The sequence below is a fragment of the Enterococcus alishanensis genome (assembly GCF_019218635.1).
In the GTDB taxonomy this organism is placed as follows: Bacteria; Bacillota; Bacilli; order Lactobacillales; family Enterococcaceae; genus Enterococcus_A; species Enterococcus_A alishanensis.
In genome coordinates, this window is sequence record NZ_JAHUZB010000003.1 from 519,864 (window position 1) to 537,706 (window position 17,843).

The window sequence follows — 17,843 nt, forward strand, 5'->3', positions numbered from 1 at the left end:
CTCCTTTATTGATAATTTTTACGAAATTGTAGTGGGGTAAAATGATATTTTTTCTTAAACGCTTCGATAAAATAGCTTAAATGATTGAAGCCTACACTATAACAAATTTCTGAGATTGTTTGGTTCGTGGTCAATAACTTTTCTTTAGCAATAAATAAACGATAATAAATGACATAATTTTTCGGTGAATAGCCGGTGTATAACTTAAACAATTCCGTACATTTATTTTTATTCATATGCCCTCGCTGGCTCAGCACATCAACCGAAATATCTTCTATGTAATGCTGATGAACATAGTTTAATAAAGGATAAATAAAGGCCTCCGATTGTTTAGTTTCCACCGTTTTCTTTTGAAAGACTTTTTCAATAAATTCTAACAAAAAAATTGTCAAGGATAAGAAATTTTCATCGACTGGTTTTGTATGCAGTTCCCTTAAGCGTTTATCCCATTTAGGATCACGTAAAACAACTTGAAAATCAGCCTGTTCTTCTTGCATCAGCTCTTTTAAAAAATTTTGATATAAAATATCATTAAAAAAATACGGGGAAAAGTCAACACAAATGTACTCGACTTCCTCAGTTAAAACTTTTGCTTGATGTAACCGTCCACTATTAATAAACAATAATTTATCTTCGTCTAAATAAATCTTTTCACGACCAACTTGATAGGAAAATTTCCCTTCTAAAACCCAGACCAGTTGAAATTCTTTGTGCCAATGAAGACGAATCCCGTCTCCTCGATCTTTTATTAACTTGTTTCGATATATAGCAACTGGCAATTTTCCAGTAACGTGTTGAGTCGCCTCTTTAAAATTTATATCTGTTAAAAAGTTCATTTTATCTCCTCATTTACACAATAGTGATAAAAATACAGAAAATAGTGATAGTATTGAAAAAAAACATATAGTTATAATAGCATAGTTGGTATTTTATTGTGAAGGAGTGACATGATGAGTAATTTACAAAAGGGATTAACATCTGTGATTGTTGGTTCGATTTTATGGGGGGCATCTGGTACAGTGGCGGAATTATTTTTCTCAGAAAGTACCGTCAGTACTCAATGGGTTGTCGCTTTGCGTTTACTTGGTGCCGGTATTTTGCTTTTATTATGGTGTTTGTTTACGATTCCTCATCAAGTTAAAAACCTTTTAAGACAACCAAAACAAGTATTGGCTGTTTGTCTTTTTGGTTTTTTAGGTGTTTTACCTTCTCAATTTACTTATTTTATGGCTATTCGCACAGGAAATGCTCCTACTGCGACAATTTTACAATTTTTGAGTCCTTTATTTATTTTACTTTATTTCACGATTACTAAAAGAGAGTTACCGCGAAGAATCGACAGTTTTTGTGTCTTTTTAGCGATGTTTGGTACTTATTTATTAGTTACTAAAGGACAATTTAATCAATTGGCTTTATCGCCTGAAGCTTTTATCTGGGGAATTTTATCTGGAGTCAGTGCAGCTCTTTATACCCTATTACCGCGAAAATTATTACAAGCCTTCGATGCAAAATTGGTCACCGGCTTAGCGATGTTTGTTTCAGGGATTGCTCTTTCACCAATCTTAATAAGTACTGATGTTCCGGTATTAGCGCCACGAAATTGGGGTATGCTGGCCTTTATTGTAATCGGAGGGACAATGTTCTCTTATTTATTCTATATCCAAAGTTTACAATATATCGATGCTAGTTTGACAAGCATGCTAAGTTCTTTTGAACCATTAACGGCAACAATTTTGTCTGTAGCTTTGTTGCATACTGCTTTTGGGCTGCCAGAAATAATTGGGGCTTTGTTTATTTTATCAACAACTTTCCTACAAGCTTGGGCCAGTCATCGAGAGTTAGCCAAAACATAAAGTGAAGCCCATTTTAAAAATGAGCTTCACTTTTTTTAATGATAAAAATCAGCACGACCTTTTGACAGCATCTCTTTGACACCGCCTGTTTCCATTAAGGAGCGATCCATGATGGCTTTTTTGATGAATGAAGCAGGATAACCTTTCACTTCAGCCGGTCCAACGATTCCTAAAGCATCTGTATTTCCAATTGATGCTACTGTTCCTAAAGAGTGAAATACAAATGGCGCTTGTTTTTTTCCTGCTGCTTTAGCTAAAATATCTTTTGCGGCATACTGTCCCATTTTTAAAGATAATTGGGCCGTGGTTGGATAAGGTTTCCCTGTTGTATCATCCACTACAAAAGCAACATCACCAACAAAATAAATTTTATCATCATCGGGATCGGTAAGATTTGCTTTCACAGCAATTCGATTACGTTTGGCTGAAAAACCAGAGTCTTTGATTACATGGCTGCCACTGACACCAGTTGTCCAAATAATTGTTTTAGCAGTCAATTCGGTACCATCATCACAAGTTACTACGCCATCAGTAACCGCTTGGATTCTTTTTGGTCGGAAAAATTTCACACCCCGCTCTTCCAAATGTTTCATACCGTAAGCCGACAATTTTTCGCTAAACATCGGCAAATATTGTTTACCAGAATCCACACAAAAAATTTCAATTTGATTTGGATTTACTTTGGCGGTTTCAGCTAATTTTTCACGGGCATCTAGTAAAGCCCCTAATAATTCAGTTCCAGTAAAACCAGCGCCTGCAACAATTATTTTCAAATACTCTGGGTTGTTTGTCTCTTGATATTTAATCATCATTGCATGCAAATGATGTTGAATGGCTTCTGCTGAGTCAACATCATCCATTTTTAGACAGTATTCCGTCACGCCCTCAATGCCGAAAGATTCAGATTCAAAACCCAAAGCAACAATCAAATAATCATAAGATAATTCTTGTCCATCACTTAAACGCACCAATTGTTTTTCAGGCAAGATTTTCTCTACTTCCCCTTGAACAAAATGCGTGCATTTATGATTGACTACTTCTTCAATCGGATAAGTAATCGCTTCAGCCGGCTGTGTTCCAGCGGCAACTTCATGCAAGTTTGTTGCTTCATAATGATAATTGTTGCGATCTACTAAAGTTATTTTTATGTCGTGGTGAAGCTGTAATTCTCGTAAAGCTCTCAATCCAGCATAACCAGCACCTAAAATTAAGACCTCCATCATTTTTCCTCCTTTTAATCTTACTTCTATTGTAGCAAGAAAAAAAGAAAATGACAGGGGTTTCAATAACAAAAAAAGCCCTAACAGACTCTTTTTGTTTAACGTTTAACCGATTTGATATTCAAAATGCACAATCCGCCAATCATTGCAAAAGCAAATGAGACTAAGAAAATAGCTGAAAAACCAGCGATTGAAATAACTGCAGCAGCAATTACTGGGGCTAAAGCTTGGGTAATTGTGTTACCTAAATTATATACCCCTAAGAAAAATGCTACCCGCTCTTTATCAGGGATTACCTCTAGATTCAATAAATTATCTAATGAATTCCAAATGCCCATTCCTAAACCAGCAGTAAAACCGTAAATAATAATCGCTGTATCATTTCGTAAAAAGAATAGACTTAAAGCACCAATTCCTAATGAAATTGTTGATAAAGCGACAGGTAATTTCAAAACATTAAATTTATCAGAGATCGGTCCAGCAATAAAGCCCATGGCAATCCCGAAAATTAACATGATTGTGTTGATTAATTGAATCGAAGTTTGTGTACCAGAAGCTCCTTTGTTTAAAAAGTCAGTCATAATATATAGCAAGTAGCCAGTAATAGCAAAGTTTCCGACACCTTGAAAAAGTTTACCAATCAGTGCTAAATAATAATCACGACCAACTGACCATTTTGGAAAAATAGTTAAGACTTCTTTTAATTGAAATTTTTCTTTTTTCTCTGCTTTAACTGCGACTACTTCATTTAAATTTCCCGGTTCTCGAACGATTGCCACGGCAATAAGTGTACCGACAAAAGTAATAATGCCAAAAATAATAAAGCCAAGACGAAAATTTCCTAAAAAAGCTGCTGCAATAATTGTAAAGCCATTATTTCCTAACGCCATCCCTAAACCGCCATAAGCACCGGAGGCAGTTCCACGACCGTTTTCAGGTGCGAAGTCCAACCATGCGACCATTGGTGCCACAATAAAATTTAAAGCGACTTGGCCTAACATCCAAGCTGCTAACAATGGCGGTACACTGTTGGCCATTGACGCTAAAATCATCGCAATCATAAAGAAAAATGCGCCGCCGACAATCCAAGGTGTCCGTTTGCCAAAGCGACTTCTTGTTCGATCGGATAATAATCCGGCGACCATATTGGAAACAGCTGCTACCACCATCCCACAAGTCGAAAACAAAGCCACTAATTCAATTTTGTTTTCTGAATTAATTTGTTGAATTAACGCTGGTAAAAACAAACTTGATGCTGCAATATATGGACCTAACCATGCTGCCGGACCAATCACAAGGCCAGGTAATAATCTTTTTAAGGGAATCGAAACCATTTTTACTTCCTCCTCTTTCTATTTGAAACTATTATTATGATAATTGCAATAAACTACTTGAAATATCCTTAGTCGCCTGATAAATCTTCTGCCAAATAGTGTAAACTTCAGCGTATTTTGCGACCTTCTCTTCATTCGGGAAAAAGACTCGTTCTTGGTAATTCACAAAAGTTGTCACTATCTCTGAAAGTTCCCCCCAACCACAGCCAATCGCTGCAATCATACAAGCACCTGCACCAGGTCCCTGCTCAACCACTAAACTTTTTATTTTGGCATTAAAAATGTCTGCTTGCATTTGTAACCATTCGGGGTTTTTAGCTCCACCACCGACAGAAATCATTTCCTTGAAAGCTTTATTTTTAGTTTCTTCCATTAATAGTTGAGAATCTTTCAAACTAAAGGTAATCCCTTCCAAAACAGCACGAGCAAAATGGTCTCTCTGATGGCGAGTATCAATACCTATAAAACTGCCACGAATTTGGCTATCAAAATGCGGCGTCCTTTCTCCAACAATGTATGGTGCAAATAGTAATCCTTCACTACCAGCTGGTATTTCCCCAATGTCTTTTAACAATTCAGAAAAGCTTTCCTCTTTAGCAAAGCTATCTTTAAACCATGATAAAGAATTTCCTGCAGCTAAAGTAACACCCATCGAGTAATAGCTATTTGGAATCACATGATTGAAAAAGTGCAGCTTGCCTTGATAATCCTGAATATTTTTTTCAAAACTACTAAATACACCACTAGTTCCGATTGAAATCAAAGCAGCATCTTCATTAATTAAACCAGCTCCTAATGCACCACAAGCGTTATCAGCCCCACCAGCAAAAATCTTAACCTGTTGAGTAAAGCCAAATTTTTCAGTCAATGATGATTTCATCACACCAACTTGATCAGTAGCAGCAACTAGTTTCGGTAAAATAGTCGAATCAATCTTGAATTGTTCCAGAATTTCTCGTGACCATTGCCGCTTTTCAGCATCCAATAATAAAGTACCTGCCGCATCACTGTAATCAGTCACTAGCTGATCGGTAAAATAAAAGCTTAAATAATCTTTCGGCAACATCAGATGTCTTACTTTTCCCCAACCCTCAGGCTCATTTTCTTGTAACCATAAAATTTTAGGTAATGTAAAACCTTCCAAAGCAATATTTTTTGTAATTTGTAATAATTCTTCACCAAAATTTGCCATAATTTCTTGGCATTGTTTTGAGGTTCGAACATCATTCCACAAGATTGCTGGATAAATCGGTTGTTTTTCTTCACCTAGGACTACTAGTGAATGCATTTGTCCTGAAAAACTAATTCCCGCTAAGTTTTCTTTTAAGCTGGGGAATGTAGCCACCAATTCTGTTAAGACTTGATCACAAGCTGCGATCCAGTCAGCTGGATTTTGTTCTGAAAAACCAGACTGCGGAGAAGACAAAGAATAATCGCTACTTTTTTCGGCGACGACTTGACCATTTTGATTCATCACAATCCCTTTTAAACTACTGGTTCCTAAATCAATTCCTAATACGTAACGCATCTTTTCCCCTCCAAAAATCTAGATTAAGTAATCATTTAAAACTGATTTAATGTATTCAATGTGACTAGATGGCATGTCCACTTCTGATTGATTCAAAGCGTAATTAGTTAACGATTCTAAATCTTCTTTTCCAGCGACAATTTCGGCTCCAATCCCTGATTTAAAACTGCTGTAACGCTCAGCTTTTAAATCTTCGAAGAATTTATCCTCTTTTAATTTAGCAGCAGCTTTCAAACCTCTGGCAAAAGTATCCATTCCAGCAATGTGAGCTAAAAATAGATCTTCCATCGCAAATGATGAACGGCGAACTTTCGCATCAAAATTAATACCTCCAGGAGCAATCCCACCATTATCTAAAACTTCATACATCGCCAAAGTTGTATCGTAAATATTAGTAGGAAACTCATCAGTATCCCAGCCTAATAAAACATCTCCTTGGTTGGCATCTAATGAACCTAACGCACCGTAAGTTCGTGCGACAGCAATTTCATGTTCGAAAGTGTGACCGGCTAATGTCGCATGATTGGCTTCTAAATTTAATTTAAAATCACCAGTTAAATTATATTTTTGAATAAAAGCCATAGCAGTTGCAGCATCAAAATCATATTGATGTTTTGATGGTTCTTTTGGTTTTGGTTCTAATAAAAATTGTGGTTTATGACCGATCTTTTCGCCGTAAGCAATCGCCATTTTAAAGAAACGCGCAATATTATCTTGCTCAAAACCCATATCGGTATTTAATAACGTTTCATATCCTTCCCGGCCACCCCAAAAGACATAATTTTCTCCACCTAATTTTTTAGAAAGATCCAAACCCTTTTTGACTTGTGCCGCTGCGAAAGCATATACGTTCGCATGATTAGTTGATGCTGCACCGTTAACGTAACGAGGATTTGAAAACATATTGGCAGTGTTCCATAAAAGTTTAATCCCTGTTTGATCCATTTTTTCTTTAATCAAGTCAGTAATTTCATCCAGATTTTCAAAAAATTCAGCTAATGAATCACCTTCAGGTGCGATATCAACATCATGGAAACAAAAATATTCCGCACCTAGCTTTTCACAAATTTCAAAGAAAGCTTCTACTCGATTTTTAGCAGTTTCCATTGGTGTTTCACCAAACCAATTTCGTTGATTGACTGGATTACCAAATGGATCTGAACCATCTTGAGTCATCGTATGCCAGTAAGCAATTGAAAAACGTAAATGTTCTTTCATAGATTTACCAGCAATGATTTCCTCTGGATTATAATGGCGAAATGCAATAGGATTTTTGGTTTTTGGTCCTTCATATTTAATTTTTTCGATTTTTTCAAAGTAAGTCATGTAATTTCCTCTTTTCTTAATACGCTTTCAAAACGCTAGAATAATCAACTCAGTTCATTTTTTCTGGCCAGCAAAAACATGTTGCAAGATGTAACCGATTTCTTGGACTAATCATAAAAAATTTTCTTGTGACAATCTATATCAAAATGAAGCAAAAAATTACCATTTTTCGTATTTAAACACTGATAAACAAAAAGAAAGCCAGAAATATCAAGCATTTCTGGCTTTCTAAATTAATTTTCGGTAACTTTTCGATAATCCTTTGGTGACATACCACTCCAAGTTTTAAATTGGCGGGTAAAATGTGAAGCATTCTGGTAGCCAATAATTTCGGCAATTTCATGAACAGATAATTTTGGTTGATGTAGTAAAAATTTTGCTTCGTTGTATTTCAGCTGATCCAAATATTGTTTTGGACTCATGCCGTAAACCTTTTTGAAGCTTTTTAGCATACTGCTCTTACTGATAATTAAAGCTTCGGCTACATAGTCCATCGTCAACAAGTAACGGTTCTCTTCTGTAGGATACTCGGTAAATGTGCGGAAATTTCTCTGAATATTTTCGGCGATACTTTTTGCTAGGATCAAAGAATTATTATCTGAATGATCAATTTTGACTTGCTCAGCTTCAGCATATTCCAATAGATTATTGACTAAATTTAATAAAAGTATTTCGACTCGTAATTTTTCTTTAATAGTAAATGCTGTTTGATTTAACAAGCTCACATATTCCAATAAAATGGTTGCAATCTTTTCATACTGGGGGTTTTCTCGTTGAAATTGAGTCGGGCAATACATCAATAACTGCTGCTGAATTTCTGGATCATCAATATCAAAATGAACACAAAAATATTCCATTCCATCTTCTGAGATACAAGAATTCTCATGCCGCAAGCCAGGTGTAATCAAGGCGATATCATTTTCTTCAAACTGATAAGTTATTCCATCAAAAATTGTTTCTTGCACGCCACTAATAATCAACATTATTTCAAAAGCAAAGTGAGTTTCCGGTTCAGCTTTCCAACCATTAGGGACCCACTGCTTATGACCGCCAAAAGATTTTATATTGGCATTTACATCAGGTAAATTAACGATTTCTTCTAACCATTCTGGTCTCTCATTCAATTTCATCACCTCTATAAATACGAAAAATGGTAATTTTTCAATCTATTTTGATATTTATTATACACTTTTTTTCTTTTATCATAAAGCCATCGCAAGAAATCGATTTCAAAACTATTTTTTAACATTGCATGCAAACGTTATCAAAGATTTCGACAATAGAAAGGAATTTTACCATGACAATTAAAAACCCAATTATTCCTGGCATGGCGCCAGATCCATCCATTATTCGCGTTGAAGAAACTTATTATATTGCTACATCAACTTTTCACTGGAATCCAGCCGTTCAAATTTTTGAATCCAAAGATTTAGCCAACTGGGAACTAATTGGCTATGCTTTAGAAAATGGCGAAGTTAATCTTCGAGGAACCAATACACCAGCAGGCGTTTGGGCACCTCATTTATCTTATGATCCTGAAACAAAGAAATATTGGTTAGCCTATTCCCATATGTTAAATATGGCCGGTCGAGAATTTAATTCTGATTCTTATGCTATGTGGGCAGATGATATCCGTGGTCCTTGGTCTGAACCGATTTATTTAACTTCAATTGGTTTTGACCCAGCCATTTATCATGATCAAGATGGAAAAAAATATGTAGCGATTTTAGAATGGGAAACGCGACAAGGTTACCAAGCACCCGGTCATATTGTAATTGCGGAAGTTGATTTAAAAAAAGGTGGCATTATCGGTGAATGGCATCGGGTAACCCATGGTTTTACAACTCGTGGATGTGCCGAAGCTCCGCAGATTTATCAACATGATGATTATTATTATTTATTAATCGCGGCAGGTGGTACAGGTTATGGTCATGATGTTGAGATTGGTCGTTCCAAAAATGTTTTTGGTCCTTACGAGCCACATCCATCAGGTGAACCAATCATTACTTCATCACCAAATCATTTATTTTCATTAGGTGATCCCGACGCTGGTCATTTTGAAATGTATAATCCCAATTCTTTAATGCAAAAAGCTGGTCATGGTTCTTTAGTTGAAACCCACACTGGTGAATTTTACATTGCACATTTGATGTCGCGTCCACTTTCAGGAGAATTATTAAATCCTTTAGGTCGTGAAACTTCATTACAAAAAATGACTTGGACAGCTGATGGCTGGCTAGAAATGGCTGACGGTTCTAATTTAGCGAAAATGGAAGTTGAAGGCATGAAAGATAACGATGCCGAAACAATTGGTAATTTTGATATTTATGACGACTTTTCAAAAGAAGCTTTTACAAAAAAATTCATGACGCCTTATCGTGAACAAACAGTTAAGTGGGCCAACACGACTGAACGTCCTGGTTATTTAAGAATCCATGGAGAAAATTCTTTCTTCTCTCAAAATAATCCAGCAATTTTAGCAACTCGCGCAACTTCTTTCGATTATGAAGTCGATACAAAAGTTGTCTTTCAACCGGTCCATTATTCTGAAACAGCTGGTTTAGGTCTATATTATGATTCAAATAATTGGTTATATGTGCATTTAACTTATTCAGAAGAAAAAAATGCTACTATTTTAACGGTTCTACAAGCTAAATTAGGCACGAGAATTGAGTATGTTAATCATCGTGTTGAAGTTCCAAATCATGCTGCTAACTTAAAAATTGTTTACAATCACGGCTATGCTGATATTTTATATAAACTTGATGAGACAGATCATTGGACAACTTTATTGCAAAAAATTGACGTGAAATATCTTTCTGATGAAGGTGTCAACGGTGAACCTGGAGAAATTGGTGGCTTTACAGCTTTGTTTAATTTCTTAGGTAGTGTTGATGCCAATCAACATCAATCTTTCGCTGATTTTGAGTATTATCAAGTCAAAAATCAATAAATAGAAAACTCCTTGAAGTTACGGACAACCGTTACTCAAGGAGTTTTTTAATTAAAGCTTCTTAACAAACTCAGATTTTAATTTCATAGGTCCAAAGCCGTCAACTTTGCAATCAATATTATGATCACCTTCAACTAATCGGATATTTTTTACTTTAGTGCCTTGTTTAATTGGATTGCTGGCGCCTTTTACTTTTAAATCTTTGATGACTGTAACACTATCGCCTTCTGCCAATAAATTTCCATTAGCATCTTTAGCGATAACTCCTTCTGTGGCAACTTCTGCTGATTCGTTCCATTCATGTCCACATTCTGGGCAAACAAATAAGCCACGGTCCTCATAAGTATATTCTGAACCACATTCTGGACATTTTGGTAGTTGTGACATGGTGAGTCTCCTTTTCATTTTACAAATTTACTGCTTAACTTTTATTCTAACAAAAAAATACTGCTTGTGAAAAGAGGCATAAGCAATTTTGTCGATTTTTCCAGTGATTTCAATCACTTCCCTATCTTTCTTCACATTTTCCACATATTCATGTTTTATAATACATAATATAATTAGGCTCTACTCTATCTGAGGTGCAAAGAATGAAATACTTATATCAGTTAATGCTGGCTTTTTTTATTTTAACTTTAGCCATCATTTCAATCATTGGTCTAACCTTTTCTCAATTTACTAGACGAACGTTGGAACAAAATAATTATAGTCAGCTCAGTCACTACGCTGAGACCATTGCCGATCCACCAGCCAGTTTCCAGTCAAATCCCTACTTTAATAGTGGCAGTGTCAGCGAACAGTTAATCAATCGGATTTCTTATACTGAAGACGTTTTAAAATCACAAAATGTCGAATTTGCTTTTATCAATGCCGATAATGAAGCTGAATATCCCGAAATTAACCAAACTCTTTTGAATAAATTAGTTACCAAAAAAGAATTTAAGATGGTAAAAAACCGAAGCGAAATTCGTAAAACTTTAAATTACGATTTAAACAATCAAAATGTCTCGACTGCTTATGTTTTAAGAGGATTATATCAAGTTGATACTGGAGAATTTCTAGGCATCTTAGTGATTTCTCAAAATGCTAAAATGATTCATGACAACGCTAATGCAATGTTTGCTGATTTAGGAAAAGGATTTATCGTATCCGCTGTTATTGCTTTAATCATCAGTTACTTTTTAGCTCAACGACAAGCAAAAAAAGTTAAAATATTTAATGACGCCACGAAAAAAATTGCCGCTGGAGATTTTGATGTTCAGTTAGCAGCAAATAATAGTCAAGATGAATTCAGTCAATTGGGACACTCCTTTAACGATATGGCAGTTTCTTTAAAAGAATCCAGTGAAGAAATTGATCGCCAGGAAGAATTACGCAAACAATTTATGGCAGATGCTTCCCACGAGATGAAGACGCCTCTTACTACAATCAAGGGCTTACTAGAAGGTATGAGATACGACGCTATACCTGCCGCCCAAAAGAAAAATGCCATTAATTTAATGGAAAAAGAAACTGACCGCATGATTCGTTTAATTAAAGAAAATTTAGATTACGAAAGTATTCGTGCCAACCAAATCAAGATTAATTTACAAGAGTTTAACGCGACGGATGCTTTAAAAGATATTGTTACTCAAATGGAAAATAAAGCAGCCGATGAGGGGGATCAGTTGATTTTGGAAGCTCCTGAAAAAGTCCATATCACTGCAGACTACGATCGCTTTACCCAAATCGTTGTTAATATTGTACAAAATGCGATTCAATTTACCCATGATGGAAAAATTATGATTCAAGCTAGTCAGGATGACCAAGGTACAGTAATTAAAATTTCTGATACCGGTATTGGCATGGATCCTGAACAAATCAAAAATATTTGGGAACGATATTATAAAGTTGACCCTTCTCGTACCAATAAAAAGTACGCAGAATCTGGTTTAGGTTTATCAATCGTCCAACAATTAATGAAGCTCCACAATGGAACGGTAACTGTTGTCAGTGAACTAAATCAAGGGACCACCTTTGAACTACACTTTCCCAATCGATAAAAAGAAGCCATTTTCCTAGTGAGGGAAAATGGCTTCTTTTGCTATTCTTTAAAAATCTACTTGATAAGTAGCAACACTGGCAATGCCATCAACAATCTGAATAATTAAAACCGTTTCTCCTACTTCAATTGATTCTGTTTGCTGATAAAGCTGAGCAGGAAAAATATTGCCGCTATCAATTACTTGAATTTCTCCTAATTTTTCAGGACGAATCCTCTGGGTACAACGGGCCAAAATTAGTTTTTCATTGGACAATGTATTGGTTTTATTTTTATCCGTCAAGCGATTAAACAGCGCCATTCCTGGAAAAAAAATTAAATTGATTAAAACAAAGATCACTAAGATGACTAAGATAATTAAGGCAATCATTAAATATTGGTTCATATGCTGTGCCTACTTTTCTTTTGGCTGGTGAAGATTTTCTACTGCATCCGTCAACGCTTGATTACCTTTGTTTTGTGCCAAACTTTCTGTCATTAACAGAGGTAAATCTAACCCAGTCGTTTCTTTAATCGTTTCAAAAGTTCTGGCTAGTCCAGCTTCCCCCATTTCATGGATGTCACTGCCGCCTCCAAATGAAACGATTTTATCAATGTTACTAATTGGCTGATTGACTTCTTTGGCAATTTGCGGCAAGACTTTTAGAAACTCTACTAACAATCCTGATTCATTTAATTGTTTCAAGGCTTGTGCCATTAATTCTTTGGCTTTCGCTTCTGCTTCACCGACACTTTGAACTTTCTCAGCCTCAGCTCTACCGATTTGAGCAATCTTATCGGCTTCGGCTTTTGCACTCAAACGAATTTTTTCCGCATCTGCTTCGGCTTGGGCGATTTCTTTATTTTTATCGGCTTGAGCTTGTTGTTCGATGACATATTTTTCCGCTTCGGCTTGTTTTCTAACCGTTGCCGTCAATTCTTTTTCATTCAATTCTGCTTGTTTTTCTTGAATTTCAATATTTTTTTCTTGTTCGATTAATTGAACCTTCATTTTTTCAGCGACTGCAATTTGCTCTGCTTGGGCCTGAGCAACTTCTTGTTCTTTTTGATATTGTGCTTGCTTTAATGCCATTTCTTTATTGGCTTCAGCTATTTCAGTCTTGCGGCGAATTTCTTCTTGTTGGGCCAGCTGTTCATTTTCAGCTTGTTTTACCCGTGTTTCTCTTTGAGCAACAGCTTCCGCTACTTCCGCATTTTTACGAACTTCAGCAATCTGAGGACGACCTAAAGATTCTAAATAGCCATTTGAATCACTGACATCTTTAATCGTAAATGAAACAATTTCCAATCCCATTTTACTTAAATCAGTCGAAGCAACTTGTTGCACTTGCTCAGCGAAATCATCACGGTTTTTATAAATATTTTCAACCGTCATAGTTCCCAAGATTGCTCGTAAATGACCCTCTAAAACTTCTTGTGCATCATCTTCCAGTTGCGCTGGTGTTTTACTTAAATATTGTTCCGACGCAACCTTTATTGCTTCAGTTGAGCTACCGATTTTCACAATAACTGTTCCGCTAGCTTTAATTGGTACCCCTTGCTCGGTATAAACTTCTGGTGTACCAATTTCTAATTTATGAGTCAATAGACTTAATTTTCGGTGTTTCTGAACCACAGGTAAAACAAATGTCCCGCTGTTCTTTAAAATTTTAATACCTTCTTTACCTAAAAAAGATCCTGTTACAATTAAGACCTCATCCGGTTGACCAATTTTGTAGCGACTAACCAATAGCAAAGCAATGATTAATACTAAAACAATTAAAATAATTAACCCTAACATTTTCATTCCCCCTTTTTTCTTATAAGTATAACATTATCCTACAAAAAAAAGACAATTCTTAAAAATTGTCTTTTCGCTCTATCTTAATTATTCAAAATAATCTTTTAAAAATTGATCGTACTCTTTTTGGTCAAATTTCTCGAACTTACCTACTTCATGTAAAACTTTCTTAATTTCAAAAATGGCCTTTTTTTGTTCTGCCCAGGCTTTCAGTTTACTGTCAGTATCATCAAATTTTTCCAAGGTAACATCCAATTTGTCAATAGTGTTTGCAATCTTCTCTAAGGTACGTGCTTCTTTTTTTTCATAATCTGCCATGATAAAGCCTCCTTAAAATATTTAACAAATTAAGTATAACGCTAATCATCAATTTAGTTAAATATTTTGAATTTTTTTACGTTAATTGATAAATATTCCCTGTTTTTTATTGAAATTTAAATATGAAAAATACGATCAGCATATTTTTCTTCAATCTTTGCATTATATTGAGGACCTCCATAAATGTTAGCACTTTTGTAAATTGGAGGTTCAAAACCTTGATCAAGCATCAGTGAACAAGCTTGATAAATTGTTTGCTGTAACAACAATGTCGCGGTAAAAGATGATGTTCCGCAAACTTTTGTGTCCAATCCTTCAATTGTTAGAGCAGCATCACCAAAAGTAGAATGATTATCCAAGACAACATCAGCAAATTCATAAAGCAATTTTCCACTACTATGCCTTGAAGAAGATTTTTTTGATGCCTCTAAAGCGGTTACGACTATTAGTTTATTACCTTCTGATTTAATTTTTTCTGCAAGTTCAATAATCATTGGATTTCTACCTGAATTTGAAATTAGAAAGAAAATATCATTAGGGGCGATCATCATCCTATGACCTAATATTTTACCTGATCCTTCTAACGTTTCATACATACCACCAGCTGCATCCATAATCACTTTAGACGGAATCAATCCTCCAGCGCGTCCACTTACCTCGAGGGCAGCTGCATAAGAATGTCCACTACCAAAAGCTTGCAGAATACCGTCATTCATAATTCCATCAGCGACTAATTTTGCAGCTTTTGTGATATTTTCTTTTTCATAGATTTCTAGTATATTCGTCAACTGTCTAGTTTCTTCAAAAAAAGCAAGCGTCATTTCATGTCCTCCTTAAAAAAAACAGTAATATCTTAGTTCTGAAATTTTGATCGCCAGCCTAACAAAATTAGCAGAAAATTATTAAGATACAACTGTCTTTTTTTATTCTTTTTTATTCTTATTTTGTTTTTTCATTTAAAGCGGCCATGAAGTCTTCTTGATCAGAATCAGGTGTCATTTGATGAATTAATTTCACACCTAATTCGTTTAATCTTTTGAAGCAAGCAATTTCTTCTTCATTTAGATAGACTGACTTATAAATACTAATTTTATCGTCACCGTTAGAAACATTCCCTACATTTATTTCATCAATCGGAACACCCGCTTCTTTCATTTGCACTAAAGCTTCAGGTTCTCTAGTTACAATCAAGACTCTTTGAGAATCGTATTTTCCAGCTAAAATATTTTCGATAGCTCTATTTGGAGGTAAAATAGATAGTTTTGCTCCAGCTGGTTTAGCTAATTTCAGCGCATCTTTTCCGAATTCATCTGCTGCAATTTTATCGCCGATCACCATTACTCTGGTAATTTGTAAAGATGGTGTCCATAGCATAGCTACTTGACCATGAATTAATCGGCCATCTACACGAACATTTATAATCGCCATAATTTCCGTTCCTTTCCAATATTAACTAAGTTTTATCCTTTTGCAATGATTCCCAGTCCACCTAGTATCACTGATAAAACTAAGATAATCATCAACACTTTTAAATTAGACATTTTTTTCTTTCCTAAGAGCCAATAAGAAAATCCGACAACAGCTGCTGGTAAAAGACCAGGTAAAATCATATCTAAATTATTTTGAAGATCCAAAGTAACCTCACCAATTTGCGGAATGATTGCAATTTTTAAATTAATTATGTTTGCAATCATCGCACCAACCATGAAAACCCCCATTAATGTAGCAGTATTTACTAAGGCTGAGAATTTAGTAGCTAGTTCATTTACTAAAGTAGTCCCTTGCTTATAAGCCCAACGTAATTGTTTTAAACGAAAAACAATCCAACATGCTTGAACTGCTAATAAAATTACAACCCCCATTGGGTTTTTTTGCATAGCCATGTTCGCAGCTAACGCGCCTACAATTGTTGATGAAATTGATGTTAACGAATCTCCAATTGCAGCAAAAGGTCCTAAAAGTCCAGTTTTGATCCCCTCAACCGCGGATTGAGATTTATCTGTTTCTTTTTCTTCTATTGCTAAGTCAATACCTGTGATGATCGTATTGAAATAATTACTGGTATTAAAAAACTGAGAATGTGTTTTCATCATCTTTTTTAATTCTGGCGTATTATCACCATATATTTTACGCAATTGCGGTAAAATGTGGTATAAATATCCAGAACCTTGCATCCGTTCATAATTCCAACCAGATTGGAAAAAGAAATAGCTTCGACGATTAATTTGCGAAAAGTCTTTATCAGTTAATTTATAATTAGTTTTAGTATTCGTCATCTTCAATTTCTCCTTCACTATCTTGATTATTTTGATTAGCTACAGCAGTTGGTACCTCAGAGTTTCTTTTAAAATCAATATAAGCTAACGCGCCACCAATAAGTGCAATACCCATCATTGGTAAGCCGTTTAGTACTGGCCCTGCATATCCTTCAATTGAACCACCGAGTGCTTGAATAGTTTTAAATAGTGTTGAGAGAATAATAGTAATTGTAAATCCTAATACAAGATAAGCTGCGTGTTTCTTCGCAGGTAGGAAACGAAGTAATATCGCAAAACCGACAGCAGGTAATACCGCTCCTGCGACTGTTAACCCATCACCTAACCATTTTAAGTCGCCGTTTAAAACTTCTACTAATGATTGCACTAATCCACCACCGAAAGTTAAAGCAAAGAATACAGGAATCATACGACTCAATGTCCATGATACAACACCAGCTAAAAACCAGCGCTCAATTCCTTTATAATTTTCTTTTTCAATTTCATGATCAATTCTGTGAACAAAAATTGTATTCGTCATCCGTCCTAAAATATCTGTATAAACTAATAATGCCGCAACTGGAACCGCGATTGTCGTTAATGCTTGTTCAGGACGCATACCTAGAGCAACCGAGAAAGCTGTACCAATAATTGCACCACTTTGAGCATCGATCCGACTTGCTCCACCAGGCGTTCCGATACCCAGCACCATTAATTGCATACTTCCGCCGATTAATAAACCTGTGCCCATATCCCCCATAATAATACCAGAAATTAAACCAGCAAAAACTGGAAAACTTGTACCTGTTCCCGGCCCTAAATCATCAAAAATGCACCATCCGCTATAAATTGTTAATAATAAAATCTGCCACCATTGAATCATTGCATCTGCCTCCATCCTTTTTTGTTTACCAAACTACAGAGTATTTTGTTTCTTTAGTTAATCTTACTTTTTACCCCCTTGTAAAATTCTATATATTAATTTTAAACGCTTACATTGATTTAATCAAGCCTTTTAACCATTTTCTAATAAATGCATATAATAGCCTTTTACGTAGACAATAATATTCTTTTTGTTGGTTTTTTTGAAAAAAAAAGAAATAACTATATATTAATATATAGACTTACTCTAACCACTATCTGGCTTTATTTTATTTATGAAATTCAGCTGGAATATTTTTTTAAATAACTATTGAACTATCATTTGATTTTCTTGATTTATACTCTAAAATTTT

17 protein-coding genes are annotated in these 17,843 nt (G+C 35.3%); 3 read left to right on the plus strand and 14 right to left on the minus strand.

Going from position 1 to position 17,843, the window contains the following annotated elements; all coding sequences use genetic code 11:
- Window positions 1-5 precede the first annotated feature (5 nt).
- The gene (locus KUA55_RS09590; protein ID WP_218325972.1) at window positions 6-836 is read right to left on the minus strand and encodes a helix-turn-helix domain-containing protein; all 831 of its coding nucleotides are present in this window, start codon (window positions 834-836) and stop codon (window positions 6-8) included.
- A 114-nt stretch (window positions 837-950) separates the two neighbouring features.
- Here KUA55_RS09590 and KUA55_RS09595 point away from each other — a divergent pair, with 114 nt between their 5' ends.
- Window positions 951-1,853 (plus strand): DMT family transporter, encoded by a 903-nt coding sequence (locus KUA55_RS09595; protein ID WP_218325973.1) that lies wholly within the window; start codon window positions 951-953, stop codon window positions 1,851-1,853.
- Window positions 1,854-1,888: 35 nt separating this feature from the next.
- Here KUA55_RS09595 and KUA55_RS09600 read toward each other — a convergent pair whose 3' ends face one another.
- The 5 genes from KUA55_RS09600 to KUA55_RS09620 all read right to left on the minus strand — a co-directional run bounded on the left by KUA55_RS09600 (window position 1,889) and on the right by KUA55_RS09620 (window position 8,385).
- On the minus strand, window positions 1,889-3,076 hold the full coding sequence (locus KUA55_RS09600; protein ID WP_218325974.1) for an NAD(P)/FAD-dependent oxidoreductase: 1,188 nt from the start codon (window positions 3,074-3,076) through the stop codon (window positions 1,889-1,891).
- A gap of 95 nt (window positions 3,077-3,171) precedes the next feature.
- Entirely contained in the window at window positions 3,172-4,407 is a 1,236-nt protein-coding gene (locus KUA55_RS09605; RefSeq protein WP_218325975.1) for an MFS transporter, read from the minus strand.
- A gap of 34 nt (window positions 4,408-4,441) precedes the next feature.
- The gene (gene xylB / locus KUA55_RS09610) at window positions 4,442-5,935 is read right to left on the minus strand and encodes a xylulokinase (RefSeq protein ID WP_218325976.1); all 1,494 of its coding nucleotides are present in this window, start codon (window positions 5,933-5,935) and stop codon (window positions 4,442-4,444) included.
- 18 nt (window positions 5,936-5,953) lie between these two features.
- Window positions 5,954-7,261: a xylose isomerase gene (gene xylA / locus KUA55_RS09615; protein WP_218325977.1), complete on the minus strand. Its 1,308-nt coding sequence runs from the start codon at window positions 7,259-7,261 to the stop codon at window positions 5,954-5,956.
- A gap of 233 nt (window positions 7,262-7,494) precedes the next feature.
- Window positions 7,495-8,385 (minus strand): helix-turn-helix domain-containing protein, encoded by an 891-nt coding sequence (locus tag KUA55_RS09620; protein ID WP_218325978.1) that lies wholly within the window; start codon window positions 8,383-8,385, stop codon window positions 7,495-7,497.
- 173 nt (window positions 8,386-8,558) lie between these two features.
- Between KUA55_RS09620 and KUA55_RS09625 the strand changes: the two genes are divergently transcribed.
- Complete coding sequence (locus KUA55_RS09625; protein WP_218325979.1) at window positions 8,559-10,214, plus strand: glycoside hydrolase family 43 protein; 1,656 nt, start codon at window positions 8,559-8,561, stop codon at window positions 10,212-10,214.
- A 51-nt stretch (window positions 10,215-10,265) separates the two neighbouring features.
- Here KUA55_RS09625 and KUA55_RS09630 read toward each other — a convergent pair whose 3' ends face one another.
- On the minus strand, window positions 10,266-10,601 hold the full coding sequence (locus KUA55_RS09630) for a zinc ribbon domain-containing protein YjdM (RefSeq protein ID WP_218325980.1): 336 nt from the start codon (window positions 10,599-10,601) through the stop codon (window positions 10,266-10,268).
- A 203-nt stretch (window positions 10,602-10,804) separates the two neighbouring features.
- On the opposite strand from KUA55_RS09630, the gene KUA55_RS09635 reads away from it, so the two are divergent.
- The gene (locus tag KUA55_RS09635) at window positions 10,805-12,256 is read left to right on the plus strand and encodes a sensor histidine kinase (RefSeq protein WP_218325981.1); all 1,452 of its coding nucleotides are present in this window, start codon (window positions 10,805-10,807) and stop codon (window positions 12,254-12,256) included.
- 48 nt (window positions 12,257-12,304) lie between these two features.
- On the opposite strand, the gene KUA55_RS09640 is transcribed toward KUA55_RS09635, so the two are convergent.
- The 7 genes from KUA55_RS09640 to KUA55_RS09670 all read right to left on the minus strand — a co-directional run bounded on the left by KUA55_RS09640 (window position 12,305) and on the right by KUA55_RS09670 (window position 17,491).
- Window positions 12,305-12,640 (minus strand): hypothetical protein, encoded by a 336-nt coding sequence (locus KUA55_RS09640; RefSeq protein ID WP_218325982.1) that lies wholly within the window; start codon window positions 12,638-12,640, stop codon window positions 12,305-12,307.
- A 9-nt stretch (window positions 12,641-12,649) separates the two neighbouring features.
- Entirely contained in the window at window positions 12,650-14,035 is a 1,386-nt protein-coding gene (locus KUA55_RS09645; RefSeq protein ID WP_218325983.1) for a flotillin family protein, read from the minus strand.
- 87 nt (window positions 14,036-14,122) lie between these two features.
- Entirely contained in the window at window positions 14,123-14,353 is a 231-nt protein-coding gene (locus KUA55_RS09650) for a hypothetical protein (RefSeq protein ID WP_218325984.1), read from the minus strand.
- Between the two features lie 116 nt (window positions 14,354-14,469).
- Window positions 14,470-15,174: an SIS domain-containing protein gene (locus tag KUA55_RS09655; RefSeq protein ID WP_218325985.1), complete on the minus strand. Its 705-nt coding sequence runs from the start codon at window positions 15,172-15,174 to the stop codon at window positions 14,470-14,472.
- Window positions 15,175-15,292: 118 nt separating this feature from the next.
- Window positions 15,293-15,781 carry a PTS sugar transporter subunit IIB gene (locus tag KUA55_RS09660; protein ID WP_218325986.1) on the minus strand — a complete coding sequence of 163 codons (489 nt, stop codon included), beginning with the start codon at window positions 15,779-15,781 and terminating at the stop codon, window positions 15,293-15,295.
- Window positions 15,782-15,813: 32 nt separating this feature from the next.
- Window positions 15,814-16,629: a PTS system mannose/fructose/sorbose family transporter subunit IID gene (locus KUA55_RS09665; RefSeq protein ID WP_218325987.1), complete on the minus strand. Its 816-nt coding sequence runs from the start codon at window positions 16,627-16,629 to the stop codon at window positions 15,814-15,816.
- The gene (locus tag KUA55_RS09670) at window positions 16,616-17,491 is read right to left on the minus strand and encodes a PTS mannose/fructose/sorbose/N-acetylgalactosamine transporter subunit IIC (RefSeq protein ID WP_218325988.1); all 876 of its coding nucleotides are present in this window, start codon (window positions 17,489-17,491) and stop codon (window positions 16,616-16,618) included. Before KUA55_RS09670 ends, KUA55_RS09665 begins: the two co-directional genes overlap by 14 nt.
- Window positions 17,492-17,843 lie beyond the last annotated feature (352 nt).

What these genes read in the sequence shown, in the direction of transcription:
- KUA55_RS09660 (WP_218325986.1), bottom strand. Translation starts at nt 15,781, where the DNA reads ATGGCGATTATAAATGTTCGTGTAGATGGCCGATTAATTCATGGTCAA.
- KUA55_RS09650 (WP_218325984.1), bottom strand. Translation starts at nt 14,353, where the DNA reads ATGGCAGATTATGAAAAAAAAGAAGCACGTACCTTAGAGAAGATTGCA.
- KUA55_RS09625 (WP_218325979.1), top strand. Translation starts at nt 8,559, where the DNA reads ATGACAATTAAAAACCCAATTATTCCTGGCATGGCGCCAGATCCATCC.
- KUA55_RS09655 (WP_218325985.1), bottom strand. Translation starts at nt 15,174, where the DNA reads ATGACGCTTGCTTTTTTTGAAGAAACTAGACAGTTGACGAATATACTA.
- KUA55_RS09635 (WP_218325981.1), top strand. Translation starts at nt 10,805, where the DNA reads ATGAAATACTTATATCAGTTAATGCTGGCTTTTTTTATTTTAACTTTA.
- KUA55_RS09590 (WP_218325972.1), bottom strand. Translation starts at nt 836, where the DNA reads ATGAACTTTTTAACAGATATAAATTTTAAAGAGGCGACTCAACACGTT.
- KUA55_RS09645 (WP_218325983.1), bottom strand. Translation starts at nt 14,035, where the DNA reads ATGTTAGGGTTAATTATTTTAATTGTTTTAGTATTAATCATTGCTTTG.
- KUA55_RS09605 (WP_218325975.1), bottom strand. Translation starts at nt 4,407, where the DNA reads ATGGTTTCGATTCCCTTAAAAAGATTATTACCTGGCCTTGTGATTGGT.
- KUA55_RS09665 (WP_218325987.1), bottom strand. Translation starts at nt 16,629, where the DNA reads ATGACGAATACTAAAACTAATTATAAATTAACTGATAAAGACTTTTCG.
- KUA55_RS09640 (WP_218325982.1), bottom strand. Translation starts at nt 12,640, where the DNA reads ATGAACCAATATTTAATGATTGCCTTAATTATCTTAGTCATCTTAGTG.
- xylB (WP_218325976.1), bottom strand. Translation starts at nt 5,935, where the DNA reads ATGCGTTACGTATTAGGAATTGATTTAGGAACCAGTAGTTTAAAAGGG.
- KUA55_RS09595 (WP_218325973.1), top strand. Translation starts at nt 951, where the DNA reads ATGAGTAATTTACAAAAGGGATTAACATCTGTGATTGTTGGTTCGATT.
- KUA55_RS09630 (WP_218325980.1), bottom strand. Translation starts at nt 10,601, where the DNA reads ATGTCACAACTACCAAAATGTCCAGAATGTGGTTCAGAATATACTTAT.
- KUA55_RS09600 (WP_218325974.1), bottom strand. Translation starts at nt 3,076, where the DNA reads ATGATGGAGGTCTTAATTTTAGGTGCTGGTTATGCTGGATTGAGAGCT.
- xylA (WP_218325977.1), bottom strand. Translation starts at nt 7,261, where the DNA reads ATGACTTACTTTGAAAAAATCGAAAAAATTAAATATGAAGGACCAAAA.
- KUA55_RS09670 (WP_218325988.1), bottom strand. Translation starts at nt 17,491, where the DNA reads ATGATTCAATGGTGGCAGATTTTATTATTAACAATTTATAGCGGATGG.